The 22,700-nt window shown below is 29.6% G+C and carries 20 protein-coding genes and 1 rRNA gene; 9 read left to right on the forward strand and 12 right to left on the reverse strand.

Annotated features, from left to right (window positions below; genetic code table 11):
* Positions 1-34: 34 nt before the first annotated feature.
* From BLV71_RS00680 to BLV71_RS00690, 3 genes are all read right to left on the reverse strand, one after another.
* On the reverse strand, positions 35-1,246 hold the full coding sequence (locus BLV71_RS00680) for a BaiN/RdsA family NAD(P)/FAD-dependent oxidoreductase (protein WP_093868694.1): 1,212 nt from the start codon (positions 1,244-1,246) through the stop codon (positions 35-37).
* Positions 1,243-2,172 (reverse strand): GYDIA family GHMP kinase, encoded by a 930-nt coding sequence (locus BLV71_RS00685; protein WP_093868695.1) that lies wholly within the window; start codon positions 2,170-2,172, stop codon positions 1,243-1,245. The genes BLV71_RS00680 and BLV71_RS00685 overlap by 4 nt, the downstream gene beginning before the upstream one ends.
* Before the next feature lie 87 nt (positions 2,173-2,259).
* Positions 2,260-3,531 carry a hydroxymethylglutaryl-CoA reductase, degradative gene (locus BLV71_RS00690; protein WP_093868696.1) on the reverse strand — a complete coding sequence of 424 codons (1,272 nt, stop codon included), beginning with the start codon at positions 3,529-3,531 and terminating at the stop codon, positions 2,260-2,262.
* A gap of 146 nt (positions 3,532-3,677) precedes the next feature.
* On the opposite strand from BLV71_RS00690, the gene BLV71_RS00695 reads away from it, so the two are divergent.
* The 4 genes from BLV71_RS00695 to BLV71_RS00710 all read left to right on the forward strand — a co-directional run bounded on the left by BLV71_RS00695 (position 3,678) and on the right by BLV71_RS00710 (position 9,630).
* Positions 3,678-5,825 carry a S9 family peptidase gene (locus BLV71_RS00695; protein WP_093868714.1) on the forward strand — a complete coding sequence of 716 codons (2,148 nt, stop codon included), beginning with the start codon at positions 3,678-3,680 and terminating at the stop codon, positions 5,823-5,825.
* 13 nt (positions 5,826-5,838) lie between these two features.
* Positions 5,839-7,392 carry a peptide MFS transporter gene (locus BLV71_RS00700; RefSeq protein WP_093868697.1) on the forward strand — a complete coding sequence of 518 codons (1,554 nt, stop codon included), beginning with the start codon at positions 5,839-5,841 and terminating at the stop codon, positions 7,390-7,392.
* 73 nt (positions 7,393-7,465) lie between these two features.
* Positions 7,466-9,016, forward strand: coding sequence for a peptide MFS transporter (locus tag BLV71_RS00705; protein WP_093868698.1), 1,551 nt, complete (start codon positions 7,466-7,468; stop codon positions 9,014-9,016).
* 95 nt (positions 9,017-9,111) lie between these two features.
* A complete protein-coding gene (locus BLV71_RS00710) occupies positions 9,112-9,630 on the forward strand; it encodes a thioredoxin family protein (protein WP_093868699.1) in 519 nt (172 codons plus the stop codon).
* 8 nt (positions 9,631-9,638) lie between these two features.
* Here the strand turns inward: BLV71_RS00710 and BLV71_RS00715 are convergent, their stop codons facing one another.
* Positions 9,639-11,666 carry a ComEC/Rec2 family competence protein gene (locus BLV71_RS00715; protein ID WP_093868700.1) on the reverse strand — a complete coding sequence of 676 codons (2,028 nt, stop codon included), beginning with the start codon at positions 11,664-11,666 and terminating at the stop codon, positions 9,639-9,641.
* 303 nt (positions 11,667-11,969) lie between these two features.
* On the opposite strand from BLV71_RS00715, the gene BLV71_RS00720 reads away from it, so the two are divergent.
* A complete protein-coding gene (locus BLV71_RS00720) occupies positions 11,970-12,329 on the forward strand; it encodes a hypothetical protein (protein ID WP_093868701.1) in 360 nt (119 codons plus the stop codon).
* A gap of 77 nt (positions 12,330-12,406) precedes the next feature.
* Here BLV71_RS00720 and BLV71_RS00725 read toward each other — a convergent pair whose 3' ends face one another.
* Positions 12,407-13,105, reverse strand: coding sequence for a response regulator transcription factor (locus tag BLV71_RS00725; RefSeq protein WP_093868702.1), 699 nt, complete (start codon positions 13,103-13,105; stop codon positions 12,407-12,409).
* Between the two features lie 4 nt (positions 13,106-13,109).
* Positions 13,110-14,366 carry a sensor histidine kinase gene (locus BLV71_RS00730; protein WP_093868703.1) on the reverse strand — a complete coding sequence of 419 codons (1,257 nt, stop codon included), beginning with the start codon at positions 14,364-14,366 and terminating at the stop codon, positions 13,110-13,112.
* Between the two features lie 151 nt (positions 14,367-14,517).
* Here BLV71_RS00730 and BLV71_RS00735 point away from each other — a divergent pair, with 151 nt between their 5' ends.
* A complete protein-coding gene (locus BLV71_RS00735) occupies positions 14,518-15,309 on the forward strand; it encodes an energy transducer TonB (RefSeq protein WP_093868704.1) in 792 nt (263 codons plus the stop codon).
* Positions 15,310-15,327: 18 nt separating this feature from the next.
* Here the strand turns inward: BLV71_RS00735 and BLV71_RS00740 are convergent, their stop codons facing one another.
* The gene (locus BLV71_RS00740) at positions 15,328-15,792 is read right to left on the reverse strand and encodes an Lrp/AsnC family transcriptional regulator (RefSeq protein WP_093868715.1); all 465 of its coding nucleotides are present in this window, start codon (positions 15,790-15,792) and stop codon (positions 15,328-15,330) included.
* A 150-nt stretch (positions 15,793-15,942) separates the two neighbouring features.
* Here BLV71_RS00740 and BLV71_RS00745 point away from each other — a divergent pair, with 150 nt between their 5' ends.
* Positions 15,943-17,067 (forward strand): histidine decarboxylase, encoded by a 1,125-nt coding sequence (locus BLV71_RS00745; protein WP_093868705.1) that lies wholly within the window; start codon positions 15,943-15,945, stop codon positions 17,065-17,067.
* Between the two features lie 49 nt (positions 17,068-17,116).
* Here BLV71_RS00745 and BLV71_RS00750 read toward each other — a convergent pair whose 3' ends face one another.
* The 5 genes from BLV71_RS00750 to thrS all read right to left on the reverse strand — a co-directional run bounded on the left by BLV71_RS00750 (position 17,117) and on the right by thrS (position 20,999).
* The gene (locus BLV71_RS00750) at positions 17,117-17,701 is read right to left on the reverse strand and encodes a hypothetical protein (protein WP_093868706.1); all 585 of its coding nucleotides are present in this window, start codon (positions 17,699-17,701) and stop codon (positions 17,117-17,119) included.
* Between the two features lie 91 nt (positions 17,702-17,792).
* A complete protein-coding gene (gene rplT / locus BLV71_RS00755; RefSeq protein ID WP_093868707.1) occupies positions 17,793-18,137 on the reverse strand; it encodes a 50S ribosomal protein L20 in 345 nt (114 codons plus the stop codon).
* Positions 18,138-18,229: 92 nt separating this feature from the next.
* Positions 18,230-18,427 carry a 50S ribosomal protein L35 gene (gene rpmI, locus BLV71_RS00760; RefSeq protein WP_093868708.1) on the reverse strand — a complete coding sequence of 66 codons (198 nt, stop codon included), beginning with the start codon at positions 18,425-18,427 and terminating at the stop codon, positions 18,230-18,232.
* A gap of 36 nt (positions 18,428-18,463) precedes the next feature.
* Positions 18,464-18,982, reverse strand: coding sequence for a translation initiation factor IF-3 (infC, locus tag BLV71_RS00765; protein WP_093868709.1), 519 nt, complete (start codon positions 18,980-18,982; stop codon positions 18,464-18,466).
* Positions 18,983-19,052: 70 nt separating this feature from the next.
* On the reverse strand, positions 19,053-20,999 hold the full coding sequence (gene thrS / locus BLV71_RS00770; protein WP_093868710.1) for a threonine--tRNA ligase: 1,947 nt from the start codon (positions 20,997-20,999) through the stop codon (positions 19,053-19,055).
* Positions 21,000-21,144: 145 nt separating this feature from the next.
* Between thrS and BLV71_RS00775 the strand changes: the two genes are divergently transcribed.
* Positions 21,145-21,285 carry an ATP-binding protein gene (locus BLV71_RS00775; protein ID WP_093868711.1) on the forward strand — a complete coding sequence of 47 codons (141 nt, stop codon included), beginning with the start codon at positions 21,145-21,147 and terminating at the stop codon, positions 21,283-21,285.
* Positions 21,286-22,149: 864 nt separating this feature from the next.
* A 16S ribosomal RNA gene (locus tag BLV71_RS00780) occupies positions 22,150-22,700 on the forward strand; the annotation flags it as partial.

The raw sequence follows: 22,700 nt of genomic DNA on the forward strand, positions 1-22,700 counted from the left end.
CAAAATAATTTTATTTTGACCTTTATATTTTTATTTATTTTTCTGAGATAGATTTAGCACATATATATCCACCTGTCCAAGCATTTTGAAAGTTAAATCCTCCAGTAACAGCATCTATATTTAATGTTTCACCTACAAAAAATAAATTTTGATGTAGTTTACTTTCAAAACGTTTAAAGTCAATTTGTTTTAAATCAATACCGCCAGCAGTAACAAATTCTTCCTTGAAAGTAGTGCGCCCATTTGCATTAAATAACCCGTTGGTTAATTGATTTGTTAAGTTTTGAAGATGTTTATTACTGATATCTGCCCAGTTTTGGTTGTTTTTAATAGCTGAAGCTATAACTAAACGTTCCCATAAGCGACGAGGAATATCTGGAAATGGTGATTTTAAAATAACTTGTTTCTTAGCATTGGTATTTTTTAATTCAAGGAGTTTTTCAAAAACTGTATCTGCATCAATTCCTAACCAATTAACAATAACATTATACTGATAGTTTTTATCAGCTAAAATACGAGCACCAAAAGCAGATAGCTTTAATATCGCAGGACCACTTAATCCCCAGTGAGTAATTAATAATGGGCCCGAGCTTTCTAGTTTAGTTTTGGCAATACTAACTTCTGCATTTGGAACAGCAACGCCACCTAAATCTATTATTCTAGAATCTTTAATGTTAAAAGTAAATAAAGAAGGAACAGTATTAATTATTGAATGCCCTAGATTTTCAGACATCTCCCATATTTTTTTACTACTACCGGCTGCAATTACTAGAACATCTGCTTTAAATTGACGTTCTTTAGTGTTGATAGTCCAGATAGGTTCTTGTTTTTGAATTGAAGTTACACCATGGTTTTTAAACACTTTAATACCTAGGTTATTAACAGCATTAGTAAAACAATCTATAATAGCTTGAGATGTATTTGCCTCAGGGAAAACACGGTTGTCATTTTCTATTTTTAAAGGAACTCCATGATTCTCAAACCACTCAAATGTATCACCAGTCATAAATTTATGAAAAGGACCTAATAATTCTTTTTCTCCTCTAGGGTAGAATTTAGTTAGTTCTTTTGGTTCAAAACAAGCATGAGTAACATTACAACGTCCACCACCAGATATTTTTACTTTTTGTAAAACTTCTTTTCCTTTTTCTAAAATAGTAATGTCTAAATTGGGATTTAGCTCTTTTGCATTTATGGCTGTAAAAAAACCCGCAGCACCTCCACCTATAATTATTACTTTTTTCATAAAGCCATTTCTTTAAAAGGTAAAATTGTATTGAACCCTTTATTTTTAAAATATTCAGGGGTATTTTTACCTCCAGTAGCTAAAACAAAGTCACCACCCCAAGCACCTAAACTTTTAATTTCTCCAAAATAATCAGAAAATAGACGTTTTTTAACCGGTTCTTGTTTAATAATAGAACTTATAATGTGCTCATGTTCTATAATAATACTATTTAATTTTTCAGTAGAAGAAGCTTCTAAAAATTCTTGAGTTAACTTATTTATTTCTGGAATTAGAAGTTTTGCTTCTTCTTTGTATTGTTTATATTGAGCAATACCTTCTCTACTGTTTTGTTTTTGGTTTAAATGCACAAAAAATAATTCATCAGCATAACTTGGTACGAATTGAGTTTCCTTAATTGAAGGTATTCCGTTATTAAGAGTATATATAATTGGAGTATTATGTTTGGCACAAGCAATGTCATAACCACTTCCAGAAAAAGCATTCCATAACAACCTGAAAGGGTCTACATTTGCCCAAGAAGCAATATTGTTAATTAGTGTTGAAGAGCTTCCTAGCCCCCAGTTTTTAGGAAATGATAAATTTGTTTTTACAATCAATCCATTTTCGATATTTAAAAAATCAGGGTTTAATTTTTTAGCCTCTTTTAAAATATTTAGAAGCGTTTCTGCTATAAATTCAGCCCCTCCTTCTTTATTGGAATCAAATGTAGCTGAGGTTAAACGTAGTTTAGAAATGTTAAACGTAGCCTCAAACCAACAATTGCCTTCGTTGGTAAAACTGCCCCAAATGAGTTGAGGTTCGTTAATTGGTTGTATTGTTAAATCTTGGCCAGATTTTGTAGGAATAGCTAATGCATTTGCGCCGTCTAAAACAAGGTATTCACCAGTTAATAATAACTTTCCGTTTGAGTAAAATTTTTTCAAAACAAGTATTAGGTCGAGCGGAGTCGAAACCTTTTTTATATTATTAATATATGACTTCTCGACTCCACTCGAGTTGACATATTCTTTCTATTCTCTTAATTTATTGAAAGCTTCCACTACTGCACTATGAGAAACAGTTACGTTTTCAAATTTTTTAGCAATTGTGTTTTTTTCTTCAGCAGTTGCTCCTAATTGATTTAGAATGTTCATTAAGTGCATTTTCATATGACCATGCTGAATTCCTTTAGTAGTAAGAGCTCTTAGAGCTGCAAAATTTTGAGCTAAACCAGCGGTCGCCATTACTTCCATTAACTCTCGTGCTGATGGCCTGTTTAACATATCTAGTGATAGTTTAGCCATAGGATGTAAAGCTGTTAATCCACCAACTGTTCCAACAGCCAAAGGTATTTCTATCCAAAATTTAAAAATACCATTTTTCACTTCACAGTGAGTTAGGCTTTTATAACATCCATCTTTAGAGGCATATGCATGGGCACCAGCTTCAATAGCTCTGAAATCATTTCCTGTAGCTAAAACAACTGCGTCAATACCATTCATGATTCCTTTGTTATGAGTAACAGCTCTAAAAGGTTCAATTTCTGCTATTTTAACGGCTTGTTCAAATTTCTTAGCAAACTTCTCAGGATTCTCTCCTCCTAAATCAGGAATTAAGCATGAAACTTCAGATTTAACAATACATTCAGGAACATAGTTAGATAAAATACTCATAACTATTTCAATGTCATGTCTTTTAAATTGATTAGCCATAGCTTCTAAACAAGAGTTAATAAAATTAGCTCCCATTGAATCTTTGGTTTCAAAAGTAACATGCAATTGATAGTAGTTATCAAGTTGCTTAGTTTTGTCAATTAATTCAATATCTAAAATACCACCACCTCTTTTTTCCATGTTTTTGGTAATAGAGGAAGTTACTTCTCTTAATTTAGATTTTTGTTCATTAAAATAACTAGTGAGTTCTTTTTTATTACCAGCAAACATAAAATGAACTTGACCAATTTTAGTTGTTGAAATAACTGTTGTTTTAAAACCTCCACGTGTACTCCAGAATTTAGCTACAAGAGAAGCAGCAGCAACTACAGAACTTTCTTCAACTACCATAGGTATTACGTATTCTTTATTGTTAATAATAAAGTTAGGAGCAATACCATAGGGCATATAAAAGTTAGTGATTGTATTCTCTATAAAATCATCATGAAGTTGTTGTAGCTTAGAATTGTCATTCCAATACTGTTTTATAACATTTATAGTTTCATTTTGATTGTTAAAAAAATTTTTAGCTAACCAATCTATTTTGTCTTCTTTAGAAAGTTTAGAAAATCCAGAAATAACTTTAGGCATTCTTTGTTTTTGTTTTTTAATGGGGTCAAAGATAAATGAATCCTATTAAAATAGCTTTCATAATGTATATTTCTAAGGTTTTTAACTCAGAATTTAATGAATTTTCCGTAAACTTGGCAAACTTTTTACTTAAACAACAACTAAATATGAAAAAACTGTTAATATTTTTTATTGGAGTTTCTACGTTTATACAAGCTCAGAAAAAAGATATTTCTTTAGAGGATATATGGCGAAAAGGCACGTTTAGAGCTGATTATATGAATTCTTTAAACTCAATGAATGGAGATTTTTACTCCCTTTTAAATTATTCAAAAGAAAGTTCAACTGTAGATAAGTACAGTTATGAAACATTAGAGAAAATAGCCACAATTGTTGATAGTAAAGATTTAAATGAATTAAAATACATTCAATCTTATAAATTTAATAACGACGAAACTAAATTGATTTTAGGTACCAACTTTAAACCAATATTTCGTCGTTCTTTTTTAGGTACATTTTACTTATATGATATTGCTTCAAAAAAAATATCATTAATAGGAGAAGATATACAAAGACCTACTTTTTCACCAGATAGTAAAAAAATAGCATACGCTAAGGATAATAACTTATACATTAAAGATTTTTCTGAAAATGAAACTGTTTTTAAAATAACAAGTAGTGGAAAGAAAAATGAAATTATTAATGGTATTACTGATTGGGTATATGAAGAAGAATTTGGTTTTGTAAAAGCTTTTGAGTGGAGTTCAGATAGTAAAAACCTTGCATACTTACGTTTTGATGAAAGCAAAGTGAAAACATTTTCTATGGATGTGTATGGTAAAGGGAAATATCCAACTCAACATGTTTTTAAATATCCAAAAGCTGGAGAAAAAAACGCAAAAGTTTCATTGCATATTTTTTCATTAAGCACCAATAAAACTGCAGAAATAGTTTTTGGAGAATATGAATACATTCCAAGAATTAATTGGACTAAAGATTCAAACTTATTAGCTGTACGTACATTAAATCGCCATCAAAATGATTTGAAAATGTATTTTGTTAATGCTAACACATTTGCAAGTACATTAATACTTAATGAAACAGATAAGGCTTATGTTGATGTTACTGACGATTTAACTTTTTTAGATGATAATAGCTTTATTTGGACTAGTGAAAAAGATGGGTATAACCATATTTATCATTATGATAATAAAGGTAAATTAATAAATCAAGTAACTAAAGGTAATTGGGAAGTAACTTCTTATTACGGGTATAATGCTAAAGAAAAAACTATTTATTATCAATCTGTAGAAAACGGATCAATTAATAGAGGGGTATATAGTGTTTCATTAAAAGGAGATAACAAAAAGTTACTAAGTAATCCTTCAGGAACTAATGGTGCTTCTTTTAGTAAAAATATGAATTACTTTATCAATACGTTTTCTGATGCTAATACTCCACAGGTGTATACATTAAGGAATAAAGGAGGTAAAGTTTTAAAAACAATTAAAGATAATGCAAGTTTAAAGCAAACTATTACTCAATACAATCTTAGTAAAAAAGAATTCTCAACAATATCCATAAATGGGAATGATTTAAACATGTATACAATTAAACCATCAAATTTTGATGCAAATAAAAAGTACCCTGTTTTAATGTATCAATATTCTGGGCCAGGATCTCAAAATGTAGCTAATAGATGGAATGGTTCAAATGATTACTGGCACCAAATGCTAGCTCAAAACGGGTATATTGTTGTATGTGTTGATGGAAGAGGTACAGGTTATAAAGGTAGAGATTTTAAGAAAGTTACTTATATGAATTTAGTAAAGCATGAAACTGAAGATCAGATTGCGGTTGCTAAAGAGTTAGCAAAACTTTCATATGTAGATGCAAATAGAATTGGAATTTGGGGATGGTCTTTTGGTGGTCATATGAGTACCAATTGTATTTTAAAAGGGAATGACGTTTTTGCAGCAGCAATAGCAGTTGCTCCAGTAACAACATGGCGTTTTTATGATACAATATATACTGAACGTTATATGCGTACTCCTGAAGAAAATCCAACAGGGTATGATGATAATTCACCATTGAACTATCCAGAATTATTAAAAGGAAAATATTTATTAGTTCATGGTACAGGAGATGATAATGTACATGTACAAAACGCTACGCGTATGGCAGAGGCTTTAATTCAAGCTAATAAACAATTTGATTGGGCAATGTATCCAGATAAAAACCACGGAATTTATGGTGGTAATACACGTTTACATTTATATACTAAAATGACAAATTTTATTAAAAACAACTTATAAAAATCTAACAAACATGAGTACAGTAAAACAGCCGCATGAAAAAGAATTATTTGGGCAACCAGTAGGTTTATATATCCTGTTTCTAACCGAAATGTGGGAACGATTTTCATATTATGGAATGAGAGCTTTATTAGTTTTATATATGACTACTTCTGCAATGGGAGATGATCCAAGAGGAGCAGGGTTAGGTTGGACAAGTAAAGAAGCTTTAGCTTTATATGGTTGGTATACCATGTTGGTATATGTAATGTCTATACCCGGAGGTATGATTGCAGATAAATTACTTGGACAAAAAAGATCGGTATTATTAGGGGCAATTATTTTGTGCCTAGGTCATGGAGTTCTAATAATGACTGATACTTGGGCTTTTTATACAGGGTTAGGGTTAGTTATTTTAGGAGTTGGTTTATTAAAACCAAATATTTCAACTATGGTTGGAGGATTATATAAAGAAGGAGATATTAGAAGAGATAAAGGATTTTCTATTTTTTATATAGGAATAAATTTAGGTTCTCTTTTAGCAACGATGGTAATAGGATTAGTAGTTGCAAAATGGGGATGGCATGCAGGTTTTGGTTTAGCAGGTATTGTAATGGTATTAGGATTAATAAACTATGTTTATGGACAAAAATATTTAAAAGAAGTAGGTAATTTCGTGCCAAGTAAAAATGATGAGAACTCAATATCTTACGGGAAGTTATATTCAAAGCTGTTTAGTTCACCTAAACAGTTGGTTTTTACTGTAGTTTTATTAGCGGCATCTGCGTTTGGATGGTATAAGTTAGGATGGGGTTATGGAATGTTATTTTTGTTTTTAACAGCAATTACAGCATTATTAATGATGATTTACAAAGAATTAGAAACTCAGGTTTTTAAAGATCGTTTTTTAGTTCTTTTATTATCTTTTATTATGGTTATTATTTTTTGGGGAGCATTTGAGCAAGCTGGAGGATTAATGAACTTATATACAGAAACAAATACAAATAGAGTTCTTTTTGGTTGGGAAATTCCAACAGTAATGTTTCAAAGTTTAAATGCTGGTTTTATTATTTTATTTGCAACTGGGGTTGCTGGTTTTTGGGCTAATAGAAAGCTGAAATCAAAAGAAGCTTCTTCTTTATTTAAAATGGCTTTAGGTATTATTATAATGGGATTTGGTTTCCTTTTTATGGTTTTTGCAGCTATGGAGTTCGAGAAATCTGGAACATCTAGCATGTTATGGTTAGTATTGGCGTATTTATTTCATACAATAGGTGAATTATGTATTTCACCAGTAGCACTTTCTTTTATCACTAAGTTAGCACCAGTAAAATATGCTGCTTTAATGATGGGAGTTTATTTTGCAGCTACAGGTTTAGGTAATAAAGTAGCAGGAATAGTAGGAGAATCAGCTTCTGATTATGGTGAGTTAACTATTTTTTCTGGAATATTAATTTTTACTGTTTTAATCGGTGGTTTATTTATTTTAATATTAAAACCTTTAAAGCGTTTAACGCATGGAGCTGAAGAGAAGGAAAGGGATTTAAAGCAGGAAGAGGCAGAAGGATTTGAATTAGCTGATAATTAATAAAAATATATTTAACAACCTCATAATAGAAATATTATGAGGTTTGTTTTGTTTATAAATTAAATAAATATTTATGAGTACAACATTGAAATCTAATGAGTTTAGTCTTTTAGGACATAAACCAGCACTGTTTGTTTTGTTTTTTACTGAAATGTGGGAACGCTTTTCATATTATGGAATGCGTGCAATATTTGTATTGTTTTTAACAGCATCATTTTCTGATGGTGGCTGGGAATGGACTAGAGAACGTGCCTTAGGATTATTAGGTATTTATACAAGTTCTGTTTATTTAACACCTTTAATTGGAGGTATCATTGCAGATAAGTTTTTAGGATATCAAAAAGCAGTAGCGCTTGGAGCTTTGGCAATGACATTGGGGCATGCAGCTATGGCTTTAGAAACAGAAATGACATTGTATTTAGGTATAGGTCTTTTGATTATAGGTAATGGTTTGTTTAAACCAAACGTTACTTCAATAGTAAGTGGTTTATATGACAAATACCCAGAAAGAAAAGATGGGGCTTTTACCATTTTTTATATGGGAGTAAATGCTGGTGGTTTCTTAGGAGTTCTTCTATGTGGTTTTTTAGCAAATAATTTAAGTTATTCATGGGGATTCGGGCTTGCCGGTATTTTTATGTTTTTAGGAACTTTACAATTTTGGTTTGGTAGAGACATTTTTGAAAATATAGGAAATGCACCAAGTAAAAAAGTAGATTTATCAGACGCTATTGAAAATGTTGAGGTTATTGAAGAAGAAAAAGTTCCTAATAATGTTCAAAGAGATAGATACATAGTAGTTGGTATTTTAGCTTTTTTCACAGTGTTTTTTTGGGCAGCTTTTGAACAAGCAAGTGGATCTATGAACATTTTCGCAAGAGATTATACACAAAGAGCTTTAACAGGTAATTCTGCAGTTATATTCAAAATTGTAGATGTTTTAGTTTCAACAGTGCCTTTAATTATTATTTCTTGGGTATTGTTAAAATTATTTGGACAAACATTTAAAAAAATATCTTTATCTAATATAGTTTTAGGTATTAGCTTTGTGAGTATTTGGGCAATAGTAATATGGAAATTAAGTGTAATCATTCCTCAGCAAAATGCAGAAATTGAGGCATCTTGGTTTTTAATATTAAATTCATTGTTTATTATTTTCTTAGCTCCACTATTTTCTAAATGGTGGGAAAGTAAGTTTAATCCATCTGCGGCAGTAAAATTCGGAATTGGAATGGTACTTTTAGCTATTGGATTTGGTGCTTTAGCTTATGGTTCTAGTGCTATTCCTCAAGGAGCTAAAACAGCATCTGTAAGTTTAATTTGGCTTGTGTTAGCATATTTATTTCACACTATGGGAGAATTATGTGTATCTCCAGTAGGACTTTCTTATGTTTCAAAATTAGTGCCTGCGAAAAAAATAGGTATGATGTTCGGAATTTGGTATTTAGTAAATGCCCTAGGTAATTTTATTGCTGCTAAAGTAGGTAGTTATATAGATCCTATTGTAGAACAATATTCTATGTCCTTTTTCTTTTTAATATTTACTATAATCCCTGGAGCAGTTGGGATAATCTTTTTGGTATTAAATCCATTAATTAAGAAATTAATGCACGGTATTCGATAATAATTTTTATCAGTAGAAAAATATATAACCTGTTAGTTTGAAAAAATTAACAGGTTTTTTTGTAAATTTGGAATACTTATTGAGACAAACGGAGTATGAGAAATTTTATAATAGTAGTAGTTTTAGTAGTAGCTTCTATAAGTGTTAAAGCACAAAACAAGGTTAAATGGTTAACTTTTGAAGAAGCCATAGAGAAAAATGAGAAAAACCCGAAGCCTATTTTAATTGATATTTATACCGATTGGTGCGGATGGTGTAAGAAAATGGATAAAACTACTTATAAGAATGAAGTAATTGTAAAGTATATTAATGAAAATTATTATGCTGTAAAATTAAATGGAGAAGAGAAGAGAGATATAAACTACCAAGGAAGAAAATTTACCTATAAAGCACAAGGTAGGAGAGGATATCATGAACTAGCTGCGGCAATAATGAATGGAAAACTTAGTTACCCATCAACAGCTTTTTTAAATAAAGATAAACAACTCATACAAAATGTTCCTGGCTATTTAGCTGAACAGCGTTTTGAAAAAATATTAGCCTTCTTTTCAGGTGAAAATTATAAAACTACAAAATGGAAAGATTTTTCTGAAAACTTTAAAAGTTCTATATAGTTAAAGAACTAATTTAATATATAAGCACCCTTTTGGTAAGTACTCCAAAAGGGTGTTTTTTGTTTCTTACAAGTTAGCCTGTATTGATTAGTATAACTTTTATAATTACTGCCATCAGCTATAATTAATTTTGGTTTTACTTGTTTGATTAAACGAGATAAATTTATTTTTGGATTGTCTATTAATAAAACAATACAGTTTTTAAGGTTTTTAACATTGTAAATACCGAGTTTATCAATTATCATAATAGTATCTTTTTTTGTTAAAAACATTGAAGGGATAGTGTTTTTATAAATTGTATTAATGTTTTTTTCAATACGATATGCTTTTACTAATTTTTCATTAGTGATATTTAATACTTTTAAAGAGTCATGATAAATGAGAAGTTTTCCTTTTTTTTGTTCCCCAATTATTGAGTGTTGATTTTTATGAAAAATGACAAATTCATTCCTCGATTCACTTTTGTGTTTTTCTACTAAATAAGTAGATTGTAGCAGACTAATTGAAAGTAAAGTATAAATTAATTTTCTTGTAGTAGGTTTTAAAAAGAGCTGAAAAGAAAAAATTATAAAAGTATACCATAAAAATGCTTGTAAAAGAGACATAGGTATTTCTGTCAGTAAAAAGTTTTCTTGATTTGCAATCCATTCCATAAAATTATTCATGTATTGAATGCTATAGTTATAGATTTTAGCTAAGAAGTTTGGCAGTAAATCTAAAGTAGATAGTAGCATAATTATAATTCCAAAGAATAAAATACTACCAAGGAAGGGTATTATAATTAAATTAGAAAGGATAAATAAAGAGGGAAATTGATGAAAATAATATAAGCTAATTGGTAAAATAGCTAGTTGTGCAGCAATTGAGACTGTAAATAATTTCCATATTTTATTTAATAATGAAAATTTAGGATTCCAAATCTTATAAAGTAATGGTTGAATCCAAACAATTCCAAAAACAGCAATATAACTTAATTGGAAACCAACATCGAATAAAAATAAAGGTTTTATAAGAAGTAATAAAAACATGGAGCTTATAAGTGAATGTTCTATGATACTTTTCTTTTTAAATAGTTCTGCAATTGCAATAAAAGTAAACATGGTAACTGCTCTAACTACTGATGCAGACAAACCAGCAATAAAAGCGAACCACCATAAAACGAGTATTATACTAAGGGTTTTTAGGCGAGTACCGTGTTTAAAATAATGTAAAGGTTTTAGTATATTTAAGAGTATTAACAAAATGATACCAATATGTAATCCTGATATAGCTAGTAAATGTATGGCACCAGCGTTTGTGTAATTTGCAATAATTTTTTTTGATATATCTTGACGTTGACCAAGTAATAAGGCATTGATAATGGCATATACGTCTTTTGAAAAAACTTGTTTTTTTAAAGAAGTTTGAATCTTTTCTCGAAAACTATTTGAATACCTAACTATTGAAAACTTTTTGTTTGTTGTAATTTTATAGTGTTTCTTACTGATAGATATTTGATGATATATATATTGTTTTGAGAGATAGTCTTTGTAATTAAATTGATAAGGGTTTAAAGGAGAGGATAATTCTTTAAAAATAGGTTTTATTACTATTTGATCGTTGATTTTTAATAATTGTAAAGAACTGTCTTTCTTTATATTTATTAAAACATTTCCTTTAACTTCTTTTTTATCAACATAATTAATGGAGCCAACATATTTATCAAAATAAGTATTAGATTTTAATTTTTTAGTAACTGTTATAGTAGTATAAGAATTATTGTTTACATGTTTTATAAAATAATTTGAATAGTTTTTAGGGTTTTGAATATATACTGATGTAATCCCTAAGAAGAGGAAAGTAAAAAGAGATATAAATTTAAATCCAACAGCATACTTATTTTTTTTTAAAATAAGTAAAATCAAGCTTAATAGTATGGAAGTTAAAAACAGTTTAAAAAAACTATAACTCCATATTTTGAAATGAAACTGTAAAGTTATTCCAAAAATTAAGCATAAGAGGTAGTGAAATGGTGGGTAACCAAGTAATTTTTTCATAGCTAGGTAAAATTAATCTTTTCTTTTTTAATCGACAAAAACCTTTTTGATCTTACAATTGCAATTAATTAATTTATCTTTTTTCGTTTGCGAAGTATTTTATAATGTTGATAGCATTATAATAATCGGTCGCGGTGTTTTTGGAAGTTTAAGGGAGCGTAATGCAGATATTTACAGTGTTGATAAGCTTAAGTTTATTAATGGTTAAGTAAAAATTAGAAGTAGCTACATCTTTTTTATTACCAAGGAGAAGTCTGAAAATCCTTTAAAAAGAGTAAGAAACTAACTTAAACATAAAAAATTATGGGAACATTTTATTCGTTCGATGATGAAGCAATTGAACAAGCGCTAGAAGCAGCAAGAAACACACATGGCGGCGGAGAATTAAAAGCAGCAAATGCTAGTTTTGATACAACTAAAGGAGGAGATTTGTTTGTAAGTGCACAATGTGTGTCAGTTACAGTTGAAAATCACAAGATTTGTATAAAATTACCTTTAGGTTTTGGAAAACATTGTTTTAGTATTCCTGTTAGCATTCCAAACGGAACTGCAGGTAAGGCATGTATAGGTATTTGTACAACTTGGGGAATTCCTACAGGTGTTAAACTTTCTGTTGTTATTGGGGGGGTAACTGTAATTAGCCAAACATTTGGTAAATGCTAAAAAATAAGTTTTTAATAAACTTTAATTAAATTAAGAAGCAACTGCATATACATGTAGTTGCTTTTAAATTAATATAATTATAAAGATGAATCTAAAATTACAAACTTATAACCGGTACCATGAATGTTACTTATTTTAATTGAAGATGTTTCTTTAAAGTACTTGCGTAATTTTGAAATAAAAACATCTAAACTCCTACCTAAAAAATAACTATCATCTTCCCATATCGATTTTAAAATATATTCTCTTCTAAGTAATGTATTTGGGTTTTTAACGAATAATGATAAAAGATCAGCTTCTTTTTGAGTTAACTGAATACTTTCTTGTTGAGTATGCAATATTAAATTAGTAATATCTAAAGAATAAGCATCAAAATTTATTGACTCATTGGTTAAATTAGTAGTCTTCCCCCTTTTTAAAATAGCTTTTATCCTTAATACTAATTCCTCTATGCTAAAAGGTTTAGTTACATAATCATCAGCACCAACTTTAAACCCTTTTATTTTATCTTCTTTCATTGATTTAGCAGTTAAAAATATAATAGGAATGTCTAGGTTGAAAGATCTAATTTCGGAAGCCAAACTAAAACCATCTATTTTTGGCATCATTACATCTAATAAACATAAATCAAAAGATTGTTTTTTTAATAAAGGTAAAGCTGGTAATCCATTTGTTAAATGAGTTACGTGAAAATTATATCCTTCAAGACTGTCTTTTAATAAAAAGCCCATACTTTCATCATCTTCAATAAGTAAAATACGTTTTTGGATATTCATAAATTTAAATAGGTAAATAAATTTTAAAACAGCTTCCTACATTTCTTGTACTTTTAAAGGTAATGTTTCCTAAATGTTTTTCAATAATAATTTTGACATAGTTTAGACCTAAACCATAACCTTTGGTGTTATGAATGTTTCCAGATTCAGCTCTGAAAAATTTTTCAAAAATGCGTTGTTGAGTTTCTTTACTCATTCCAATACCTTTATCTTTAATTTCAATGAAAATGCCATCCTTTTCATTTTTTGTTGTAAGTATTATTTCAGGATAGTTTTTGGAATACTTTATAGCGTTTTCAATTAAATTATAAATTACATTTGTTAAATGAGTTTCATCAGCATTAATAAGGTATTGATTTGCATTTAGTTTTGATTTAAGACTACCTTCTTTTTCTTGAATTAATGGTTGAAAACTAGTAATTACATTATTAATAATGGTATGTAAATCAATAATTTTGAATGAAAGAGATTCCTCTTTTTTTTCTATAGTTGAAATTTGTAAAACGGTATCAACGAGATTATGTAGCCTAGTGTTTTCATTATATATTATATCAGCATATTTTTTTAGCTTTTGATTATCCATATCATTTCTGTTTCTAATTGCATCAGAAGCAACTGAGATATTGGTTATAGGGGTTTTTAGTTCATGCGTCATGTTATTCACAAAATCCTTTTTCAGCATAGCTAGTTTTTTTTCTTTAATAATAGAAAGTATTATAAATGTAAAAACCGCTAATAGTATTAATAAACTAATGGAAGAGTATAACCATATTCCCATTGAATTTAATAAATGCGAAGTTTTGTTATTAATACGAATTTTGAAATCAAGGTTTTCTTTATCATCCATTCTTCCAATACAAGCAATACTTGGATCATCAAACAAGTTTGTTATAGTATTTCCTAAAACAAGTTCTTGATTTTTAGCTTTTACAATAGAATAATCAAAATTTACATTTATATTTCTTAGTAAAAATTCTTTTCTAATGCAACTATCTAAAGTAGCTAAGTTATAATAACTGTTGGTTTTTATATAATATTCATTAGAGGCAGTTTTTGAAATCGGGGGAATTTTCGATAAATTGTTATTATCTAATATTAGTAGTGTATTTGCAACATTTCTAAGAGCAATGTTTATTTTTTCATCAAACTGTCTTCCTTCTAAAGAAAAAGATTTTTTAAACCAATATACCTGAGTTATAAATAATCCAAATATAGTTAGCAACATTAAAGATAAAATAGTTCGTATTGTTTTTGATGACATATAACAAAGTTATATTAATTCTTGTTTGGTTACTTGTAATTTACATTTCAATAACATTTTTTTACACTTCAATAACAACTATTTACAATTAGTTTTTAAAATTGTAATTGGTTAGTATTAAATTTGTTAAGCAATATAAAATATGTTTAGTATGAAAAATAAGGTTGTTGTTATTGGTTTTTTTATGACTGTTATGTTACTTGTAATCTATGGTTTTGTAAAAGATAACAAAGATATAGTTACTTGCAAACCAATTGATAAAAGTTTATTTACGAACGATAATACATTTTTGAATGATTTTGTCGCTGAAAAAAGCTTAATGTACTCTGTTAAAGGAAAACATAAACGAACTATAACTAAAAAGAAAATAAAAGAAGCACATAGTGTTGGTGATTTAATAGCGTATTATCCATCAAGTTGGATTGTTAATTACAAGTCGGTTAAAATGGGGATAATAAAAAATGGAAAAGAAGTAAAAGAATTAGGAAAAAACAATGTGTTTACTGAAAAACAAATTAAATTAATTAATTCAGTAAACATATCAGATGTAGTTACAATAAAAGTAGATTATAAAACTAAAAACTCTGTAACAGAAGAATTAGAAAATAGTGAAATGATAATTAATATGGTAGTTGTGCCAGAAATAGAAGCCGCTTTTGATGGAGGTTATGACAAAATGATTACTTATCTAAGGGGGAATACTTCAATGAATATTCAAGCCTGTAATTTCCAAGCAAATAATGGAGCTGTTGTATGTTTTGCTATTAATGAAAATGGTAAAGCAATAAATGTTAATGTAAAAGAAACTTCAGGTAATTATGAAGTAGATAAAGAATTAATCAATTTAATTAAAGCTATGCCTACTTGGAAACCAGCAAAAAACATAAAAGGAGAAGCTGTAATACAAGAATTTAAATTTACAATTCGTGATGGAATGTGTTAAATATCAATGAATTTTTAATTAAATGACACTTATCAAAGTGTCATTTTTTATTTGTTTTATAACAAAAGAACTTTGAATATTAGATATGATTTCTAATTGTGACATTTCTTTCAAAACAAAATTTTGGTATTCATTCATATCTTTTAATATGATTTTTAAAAGAATATCAAAACTTCCAGCTATGTATGAAACTTCAAGAATTTTAGATATAGAATTAACATAGTCTTCAAATTTTTTAAATGCATTGTCTTCATGTTGTACTAATGTAACTTGACAATAAACAATTAAATTTTTCCCAAGTAATTCAGGATTAACTATTGCAACATATTTTTCTATAATTCCACTAGCTTCAATTTTTTTTATTCGCTCATGAGTTGGAGTAATGGAAAGGTTTATTTTTTGAGAAAGTTGTTTTATAGATTGTTTTCCATCTTTTTGTAACTCCTCTATTATTTTTAAGTCTATAGGATCTAAGTGAATCATAGAATTTTTTTTTATATAAGCAGATATAATAGATCTCAAAAGTAGTTATTTTCTTTTAAATAAATAATTATTGGTAAAAATTACTTATAAAACTATTAGGTTGTGGTTTATTATTCTTTGTTTGTACTTTTGTATTAGAAATTAATAAAGATGAAGGGTTTAGAAAATATATATAAGAGAATTAAGGATAGTTCTGATAAATTTTTAGGGTATCCATTAGCAAAGGATTTTACATTTAGTGAATTTGCACCATTTTTAGACCTTTGTATAAACAACGTTGGAGACCCAGAAGCTAAGTCTACATTAACAATTGACACGAAAGAAGTAGAGAAAAAATGTATTTCGTTCTTCGCAGATATATTATCTACAACAGTAAATGATGTTTGGGGGTATGTTACTAATGGAGGTACAGAAGGTAATTTGTATGGTTTATATCTAGCTAGGGAGTGTTATCCAGATGCCGTTGTTTACTATAGTGAATCTACACATTATAGCGTAAAGAAAAATCTTCACTTATTAAACATGAGAAACATTGTTGTTAGAAGTCAAGAGAACGGTGAAATTGATTACGAAGATTTAGAACAGATTTTAACTATTCATAGAGATAAACCAGCAGTTTTTTTCTTGAATGTTGGAACAACTATGACAGAAGCTGTAGATGATTTAGAAAAAATAAAAACAATAATAAAAAAATACGCAATTAAAGATTATTATATTCATTGTGATGCAGCATTTTTAGGAACAATAGCCCCATTTGTTGAGCCAAAACCTAAGTTTGATTTTTCTGAAGGTGTAGATAGTATTTCTATTTCTGGGCATAAATTTATTGGAGGGCCAATTCCATGTGGAATAGTAATGTGTAAAAGAGCTCATAGAAACAGGGTAGCAAACTCCATATCTTATGTAGGTACTTTAGACACAACTATTACAGGGTCAAGAAATGGATTAACACCATTATTTTTATGGTCATTTATTGAAAAACATGGTAAAGACGGATTAAAAAGAAGGGTATGTGAATCACAAGAACTAGCAGCATACACCGAACGAAAATTAAATGAAATAGGAGTTAATGCTTGGAGAAATAAAGAAGCACTAACAGTTGTTTTTGATAAGCCATCTAAAAAAGTGTGTGAAAAATATCAATTAGCATCAGAGGAAGCAATAGCTCACATTATATGTGTACCAGGTATTAAAAAGGAACGAATAGATTCATTACTTTTTGATTTGGAAAATGAGAAGAAAGAAAAAGAAAATTTAGTTTTACTAGAAGTTTAAATAAAAGGCCTCAAATTTAATTTGAGGCCTTTTTTGAGTTTATTTTTAATTAAACACCACGCTGTTTATTAATTTCATCTTGTAGTTTCCTTCTCAATTGTTGTTCTTTCTCAATTGATTTTTTCTTGTATTGCTCAAATTCTTGTTCAATTTCATCAAATGAACTGCGAGTCTCTTTGGTTAAGATATTACTGTTTTTAAATCGATATATAAAATACACTAATAAACTTAGTATTGTGAAAATAATAATCCAAACAATTAGGTTGTAATTTGATTTTGTTAAGTTAATACCTATAAAAGAAATTTGATCTTCTTTTTCTGAAGATTCAGTTAAGTTATTCTTTAGAGAGGTAATCTGATTTTCTAAGCTTGTAAGTTTTTTGTTTTGATTGTTTATTAAATCTTGTTTTGAAACAATTGTCGATTTAAGATTTTTAATAGTATCTACAGTCCTTCTTTGTAAAGCATTGAATAAAGTCTTTTCTATAACTTTATATTTTTGATAACTACCCGACTTTTTATATAGAGTTTCAAATTGTTTTTTAATCGAGTTATTCGTAGAGTTTTGAGATGAATTTTGGCTAACAGCTACATTCGTTAAAGTAAAAAATAATATGACTTTTAAAAATTTCATAAAAAGTTTTTTAAGTATAAAGTATAATTTAATGGTTTAAAAAAACCCAAACGTAAAGTTTGGGTTTTTAGTATAAGCAAGTTTATGAAACTTATTTTATTTTCTCTACAATGGCCTTGAAAGCTTCTGGGTTGTTCATAGCTAAATCAGCTAAAACCTTACGGTTTAACTCAATTTCATTAGCTTTTACTTTACCCATAAACTGTGAGTAAGACATTCCGAACTGACGAGCTCCAGCGTTAATACGTTGAATCCATAATGAACGGAAGTTTCTCTTATTGTTTTTACGGTCTCTGTAAGAATATAACATTCCCTTTTCAACCGCATTTTTTGCTACTGTATAAACGTTCTTTCTACGTCCAAAGTAACCTTTTGCTTGCTTCAAGATTTTTTTTCTTCTATTTCTTGAAGCTACTGAATTTACTGATCTTGGCATAATTCAAATTGTTTTTTTGTAGTAGGCGACTTATTTAAAAGTACTTTTTTGAGCCTAACTCCATGGTTAATAATTTACTACCTTGCTAACAATTATTTTAAAACTAATTGTTGCTTAATGTTAGCTTCATCAGACTTGTGTACTAATGCAGCATGTGTTAATGCAAGCTTACGTTTTTTAGACTTCTTTGTTAAGATGTGACTCTTAAACGCGTGCTTTCTTTTGATTTTCCCAGAACCAGTTAACTTGAAACGTTTCTTGGCACTAGATTTTGTTTTAATTTTAGGCATCTTTTGTTTTGCGTTTTATCTTGCTTATAACTTTCTTTATTTCGTTTTCTTAGGAGCAATAAACATAATCATACGTTTACCTTCAAGTTTTGGCATTTGCTCAACCTTTCCATACTCTTCAAGCTCTTGTGCTAATTTTAATAATAAAATTTGCCCTTGCTCTTTAAACACGATAGAACGTCCCTTGAAAAACACGAATGCTTTTAGTTTTGCTCCATCTTGTAAAAATTTTATAGCATGCTTCTTTTTAAACTCATAATCATGTTCATCTGTTTGAGGTCCAAAACGAATTTCCTTAACAGTAACTTTCGTTGCTTTTGATTTTAAGGCTTTTTCACGTTTTTTCTGCTCATACAAATACTTCTTGTAATCAATAACCTTACAAACAGGAGGTACAGCTTTAGGTGAAATTTCAACTAAATCTAACTCTTGTTCTTTAGCAATTTCTTTTGCTTTTGCTAAAGGGTACACACCTACTTCAATGTTATCGCCTACTAGACGAACTTCCTCAACATACCTAATTTTTTCATTAATTCTATGTTGATCTTCTTTAATTACTCTGAGCGGTCTACGTCCGCCTCTTCTTCTAATTGCTATGACTTATAAATTTAAAATTACTATCTAATTATTTTCCAAAAGGGACTAAGGTTTTGCTAACTTCTTTATTAATTAAAGAGGTAAACTCTTCAATTGTAAAGACGCCTAAGTCTCCTTCACCATGTTTCCTTACAGAAACCGTACCATCCTTTTGTTCATTTTCACCAACAATAACCATAAAAGGTATTTTGCTTACTTCCGCATCACGAATTTTTCTACCCGTTTTCTCATTTCGATCATCTATCAGGGCGCGAATTTCGGAATTTTCTAACAAATCTAAAACTTTTTCTGAATAATTTTGGTATTTCTCACTGATAGGCAGTATAATAACTTGCTCAGGAGTTAACCAAAGAGGGAAGTTTCCTCCCGTATGCTCTAGTAAAACAGCAATAAAACGTTCCATTGATCCAAATGGAGCTCTATGTATCATTACTGGTCTGTGTAATTGATTATCTGCTCCTTTATAATTTAAATCAAAGCGTTCAGGTAAATTATAGTCAACTTGAATAGTTCCTAATTGCCATTTTCTTCCTAAAGCATCTTTCACCATAAAGTCTAATTTAGGTCCATAAAAAGCAGCTTCACCTTCTTCAATAACATAATCTAAACCTTTATCTTTTGCAGCATTAATAATTGCTTGTTCAGCTTTTTCCCAATTATCAACAGAACCTATATATTTATCAGGGTTCGCCATATCTCTAATAGAAACTTGGGCTGTAAACTTTTCAAAACCTAATGAGCCAAAAACATATAATACTAAATCAATAACGTTCTTAAACTCTTCATCTAATTGATCAGGTGTACAAAATATATGAGCATCGTCTTGAGTAAACCCTCTTACACGAGTCAATCCATGTAATTCACCACTTTGTTCATATCTGTATACAGTACCAAACTCAGCAAAACGCTTAGGTAAGTCTTTGTACGAATAAGGTTTATGGTTGTAAACTTCACAATGATGAGGGCAGTTCATAGGTTTTAATAAGAACTCTTCATCTTGTTTTGGAGTGGTAATTGGTTGAAAACTGTCTTCTCCGTATTTAGCATAATGACCAGAAGTAACATATAATTCTTTCTGACCAATATGAGGAGTCATTACCATTTCATAACCCGCTTTTTTTTGTGCTTTCTTTAAAAAGTCTTCTAATCTATTTCTTAAGGCAGCACCTTTTGGTAACCATAAAGGCAATCCCTGACCAACTCTTTGAGAAAAAGTAAATAATTCTAATTCTTTACCAAGTTTTCTGTGGTCACGTTTCTTCGCTTCCTCTAATAACTCTAAGTATTCTTTTAATTGTTTTTGTTTAGGAAATGATATTCCATAAACACGAGTTAACTGATTATTTTTCTCATCACCACGCCAGTATGCACCAGCAACACTCATTATTTTTATAGCTTTTATAATCCCAGTATTTGGAATGTGTCCACCTCTACATAAATCTGTAAAGTCGCTATGATCACAAAAAGTAATCTCTCCATCTTCTAATCCTTCAATCAACTCTACTTTATATTGATTGCCTTGTTCTTTATAATAAGAAAGTGCGTCAGCTTTTGAAATTGAACGTAATTTAAATTCAGCTTTTTCTCTTGCTCGCTCTAAAAACTTCTTCTCTATTTTTTCAAAATCTTTCTCAGAAATAGAGTCCTCTCCAAAATCTACATCATAATAAAAACCACTTTCTATAGCTGGTCCAATAGTTAGTTTTGAATTTGGATAAAAATCTAAAATAGCTTGTGCTAATACATGGGCAGATGAATGCCAAAAAGCATTTTTTCCTTCATCATCATTAAATGTATACAATACCAAAGAACCATCAGTGGTTAAAGGGGTGGTGGTTTCAACTGTTTTTCCGTTAAAACTAGCAGAAATAACATTTCTTGCTAACCCTTCACTAATACTTTTAGCAACATCCATTGCTGTACTATTTACTTCAAATTCTTTAACGCTTCCGTCAGGTAATGTAATTTTAATCATTATTTTATATATATAATTATTGCTAAATCCTCTTACAAGTGAAGATTTTTGGAAATGCAAAGATATTGTAAAACCCGATTTTGTACAATATAATGTGTGTATTTTAAATTAATTTAATCAGTAAGTTGTTTTCTTAGCTTAAAACATGATCTGTTTTAGGTGGAATAGACAGTTGTATATAGGTCTAGCTTTAGTAAAAAAGATCATAGAGCGAAATGGTGGTAGAATCTGGGTAGAGAGTTCTTTAGGAAAAGGCACTACATTTTACATAACAATACAAGAATAATAAATCAGGTTTACTATATATATGTATAGGGTGTTCCGTTAGAAAAAGCTAACGTCGGGCTTTTTGCGCTCGCTTTTTGTTTTAAAAAAGGAACAAAAGAGCTCAAACACCTGCTTCAATCCCTAACACAGGTGCATTATAACTAATAGTTAGAGTAAATAAGAAGTTTGCTTTTGGGATAAAAGCTGAAGAATGGAGAACAATTATATATGTATAGAGTTATATAATGTATAGGTATTACTAGAAGAAAAGAGTATTTATAATAAACTTCAAAAAAACTTTTTGGTTTAAAAGCTTAGCAGGTAGTTGATTAAGGAAATCTTTAAAAATAACTTCAAAAAAGTCATTGTCATGTTAGAAAAGGGATCTATATTTGCACCCGCAAACGGATAAGCGTAGAGTTTAAAAGTAAGCAAAGTTCATTAAGATAGGGTTATTAAGGTATTAAGAGAGGGTTAAAAAATAAGTAAAAAAAAGCTTGTTTAAAACAAATGAAAGTGAGTATCTTTGCAGTCCGAATTTTAGGGGATAGTTCATTGATTTATGGAATTTACAAATTAAAAAAAACTTCAAAAAAGTTTTTGTCAGATTAAAAATAGTTTGTAGGTTTGCATCCGCTTAGAGAAAGCGACACGATCACAGAGATTTTGGAAAGACTGTTAAAAAGTCAGTTAGTTCGATTCTAACGTTTCTACAAGAAGTTAATTAAGATTTTGATTGAGAGATATCAAGTATTAAGATTAACAAAGTTCATTGAAAATATTGAAATTGACAGCGTAATTAAAGAGTAGAATTACCACAGTCTAATTAGTTAGATTAAAAAAATTCTTTTGAAACTTATTCATTAATAATATTAAAGATTATACAATGAAGAGTTTGATCCTGGCTCAGGATGAACGCTAGCGGCAGGCTTAACACATGCAAGTCGAGGGGTAACAGGGGAGCTTGCTTCCGCTGACGACCGGCGAACGGGTGCGTAACGCGTATAGAATCTGCCTTGTACAGGAGGATAGCCTTTAGAAATGAAGATTAATACTCCATAATATTGAGAAGTGGCATCGCTTTTTAATTAAACATTTATGGGTACAAGATGACTATGCGTCCTATTAGCTAGATGGTAAGGTAACGGCTTACCATGGCAACGATAGGTAGGGGGTCTGAGAGGATTATCCCCCACACTGGTACTGAGACACGGACCAGACTCCTACGGGAGGCAGCAGTGAGGAATATTGGTCAATGGAGGCAACTCTGAACCAGCCATGCCGCGTGCAGGATGACTGCCTATGGGTTGTAAACTGCTTTTATACAGGAAGAAACAGTCGTACGTGTACGGCCTTGACGGTACTGTAAGAATAAGCACCGGCTAACTCCGTGCCAGCAGCCGCGGTAATACGGAGGGTGTGCAAGCGTTATCC

The sequence above is a fragment of the Tenacibaculum sp. MAR_2010_89 genome (genome assembly GCF_900105985.1).
Lineage (GTDB): Bacteria > Bacteroidota > Bacteroidia > Flavobacteriales > Flavobacteriaceae > Polaribacter > Polaribacter halocynthiae.

Coding starts and splice junctions, on each gene's coding strand:
- BLV71_RS00700 (WP_093868697.1), top strand. CDS start 5,839: ATGAGTACAGTAAAACAGCCGCATGAAAAAGAATTATTTGGGCAACCA.
- BLV71_RS00745 (WP_093868705.1), top strand. CDS start 15,943: ATGAAGGGTTTAGAAAATATATATAAGAGAATTAAGGATAGTTCTGAT.
- BLV71_RS00695 (WP_093868714.1), top strand. CDS start 3,678: ATGAAAAAACTGTTAATATTTTTTATTGGAGTTTCTACGTTTATACAA.
- rpmI (WP_093868708.1), bottom strand. CDS start 18,427: ATGCCTAAAATTAAAACAAAATCTAGTGCCAAGAAACGTTTCAAGTTA.
- rplT (WP_093868707.1), bottom strand. CDS start 18,137: ATGCCAAGATCAGTAAATTCAGTAGCTTCAAGAAATAGAAGAAAAAAA.
- BLV71_RS00740 (WP_093868715.1), bottom strand. CDS start 15,792: ATGATTCACTTAGATCCTATAGACTTAAAAATAATAGAGGAGTTACAA.
- thrS (WP_093868710.1), bottom strand. CDS start 20,999: ATGATTAAAATTACATTACCTGACGGAAGCGTTAAAGAATTTGAAGTA.
- BLV71_RS00750 (WP_093868706.1), bottom strand. CDS start 17,701: ATGAAATTTTTAAAAGTCATATTATTTTTTACTTTAACGAATGTAGCT.
- BLV71_RS00730 (WP_093868703.1), bottom strand. CDS start 14,366: ATGTCATCAAAAACAATACGAACTATTTTATCTTTAATGTTGCTAACT.
- BLV71_RS00775 (WP_093868711.1), top strand. CDS start 21,145: ATGATCTGTTTTAGGTGGAATAGACAGTTGTATATAGGTCTAGCTTTA.
- BLV71_RS00680 (WP_093868694.1), bottom strand. CDS start 1,246: ATGAAAAAAGTAATAATTATAGGTGGAGGTGCTGCGGGTTTTTTTACA.
- BLV71_RS00725 (WP_093868702.1), bottom strand. CDS start 13,105: ATGAATATCCAAAAACGTATTTTACTTATTGAAGATGATGAAAGTATG.
- BLV71_RS00690 (WP_093868696.1), bottom strand. CDS start 3,531: ATGCCTAAAGTTATTTCTGGATTTTCTAAACTTTCTAAAGAAGACAAA.
- BLV71_RS00720 (WP_093868701.1), top strand. CDS start 11,970: ATGGGAACATTTTATTCGTTCGATGATGAAGCAATTGAACAAGCGCTA.
- BLV71_RS00715 (WP_093868700.1), bottom strand. CDS start 11,666: ATGAAAAAATTACTTGGTTACCCACCATTTCACTACCTCTTATGCTTA.
- BLV71_RS00710 (WP_093868699.1), top strand. CDS start 9,112: ATGAGAAATTTTATAATAGTAGTAGTTTTAGTAGTAGCTTCTATAAGT.
- BLV71_RS00705 (WP_093868698.1), top strand. CDS start 7,466: ATGAGTACAACATTGAAATCTAATGAGTTTAGTCTTTTAGGACATAAA.
- BLV71_RS00735 (WP_093868704.1), top strand. CDS start 14,518: ATGAAAAATAAGGTTGTTGTTATTGGTTTTTTTATGACTGTTATGTTA.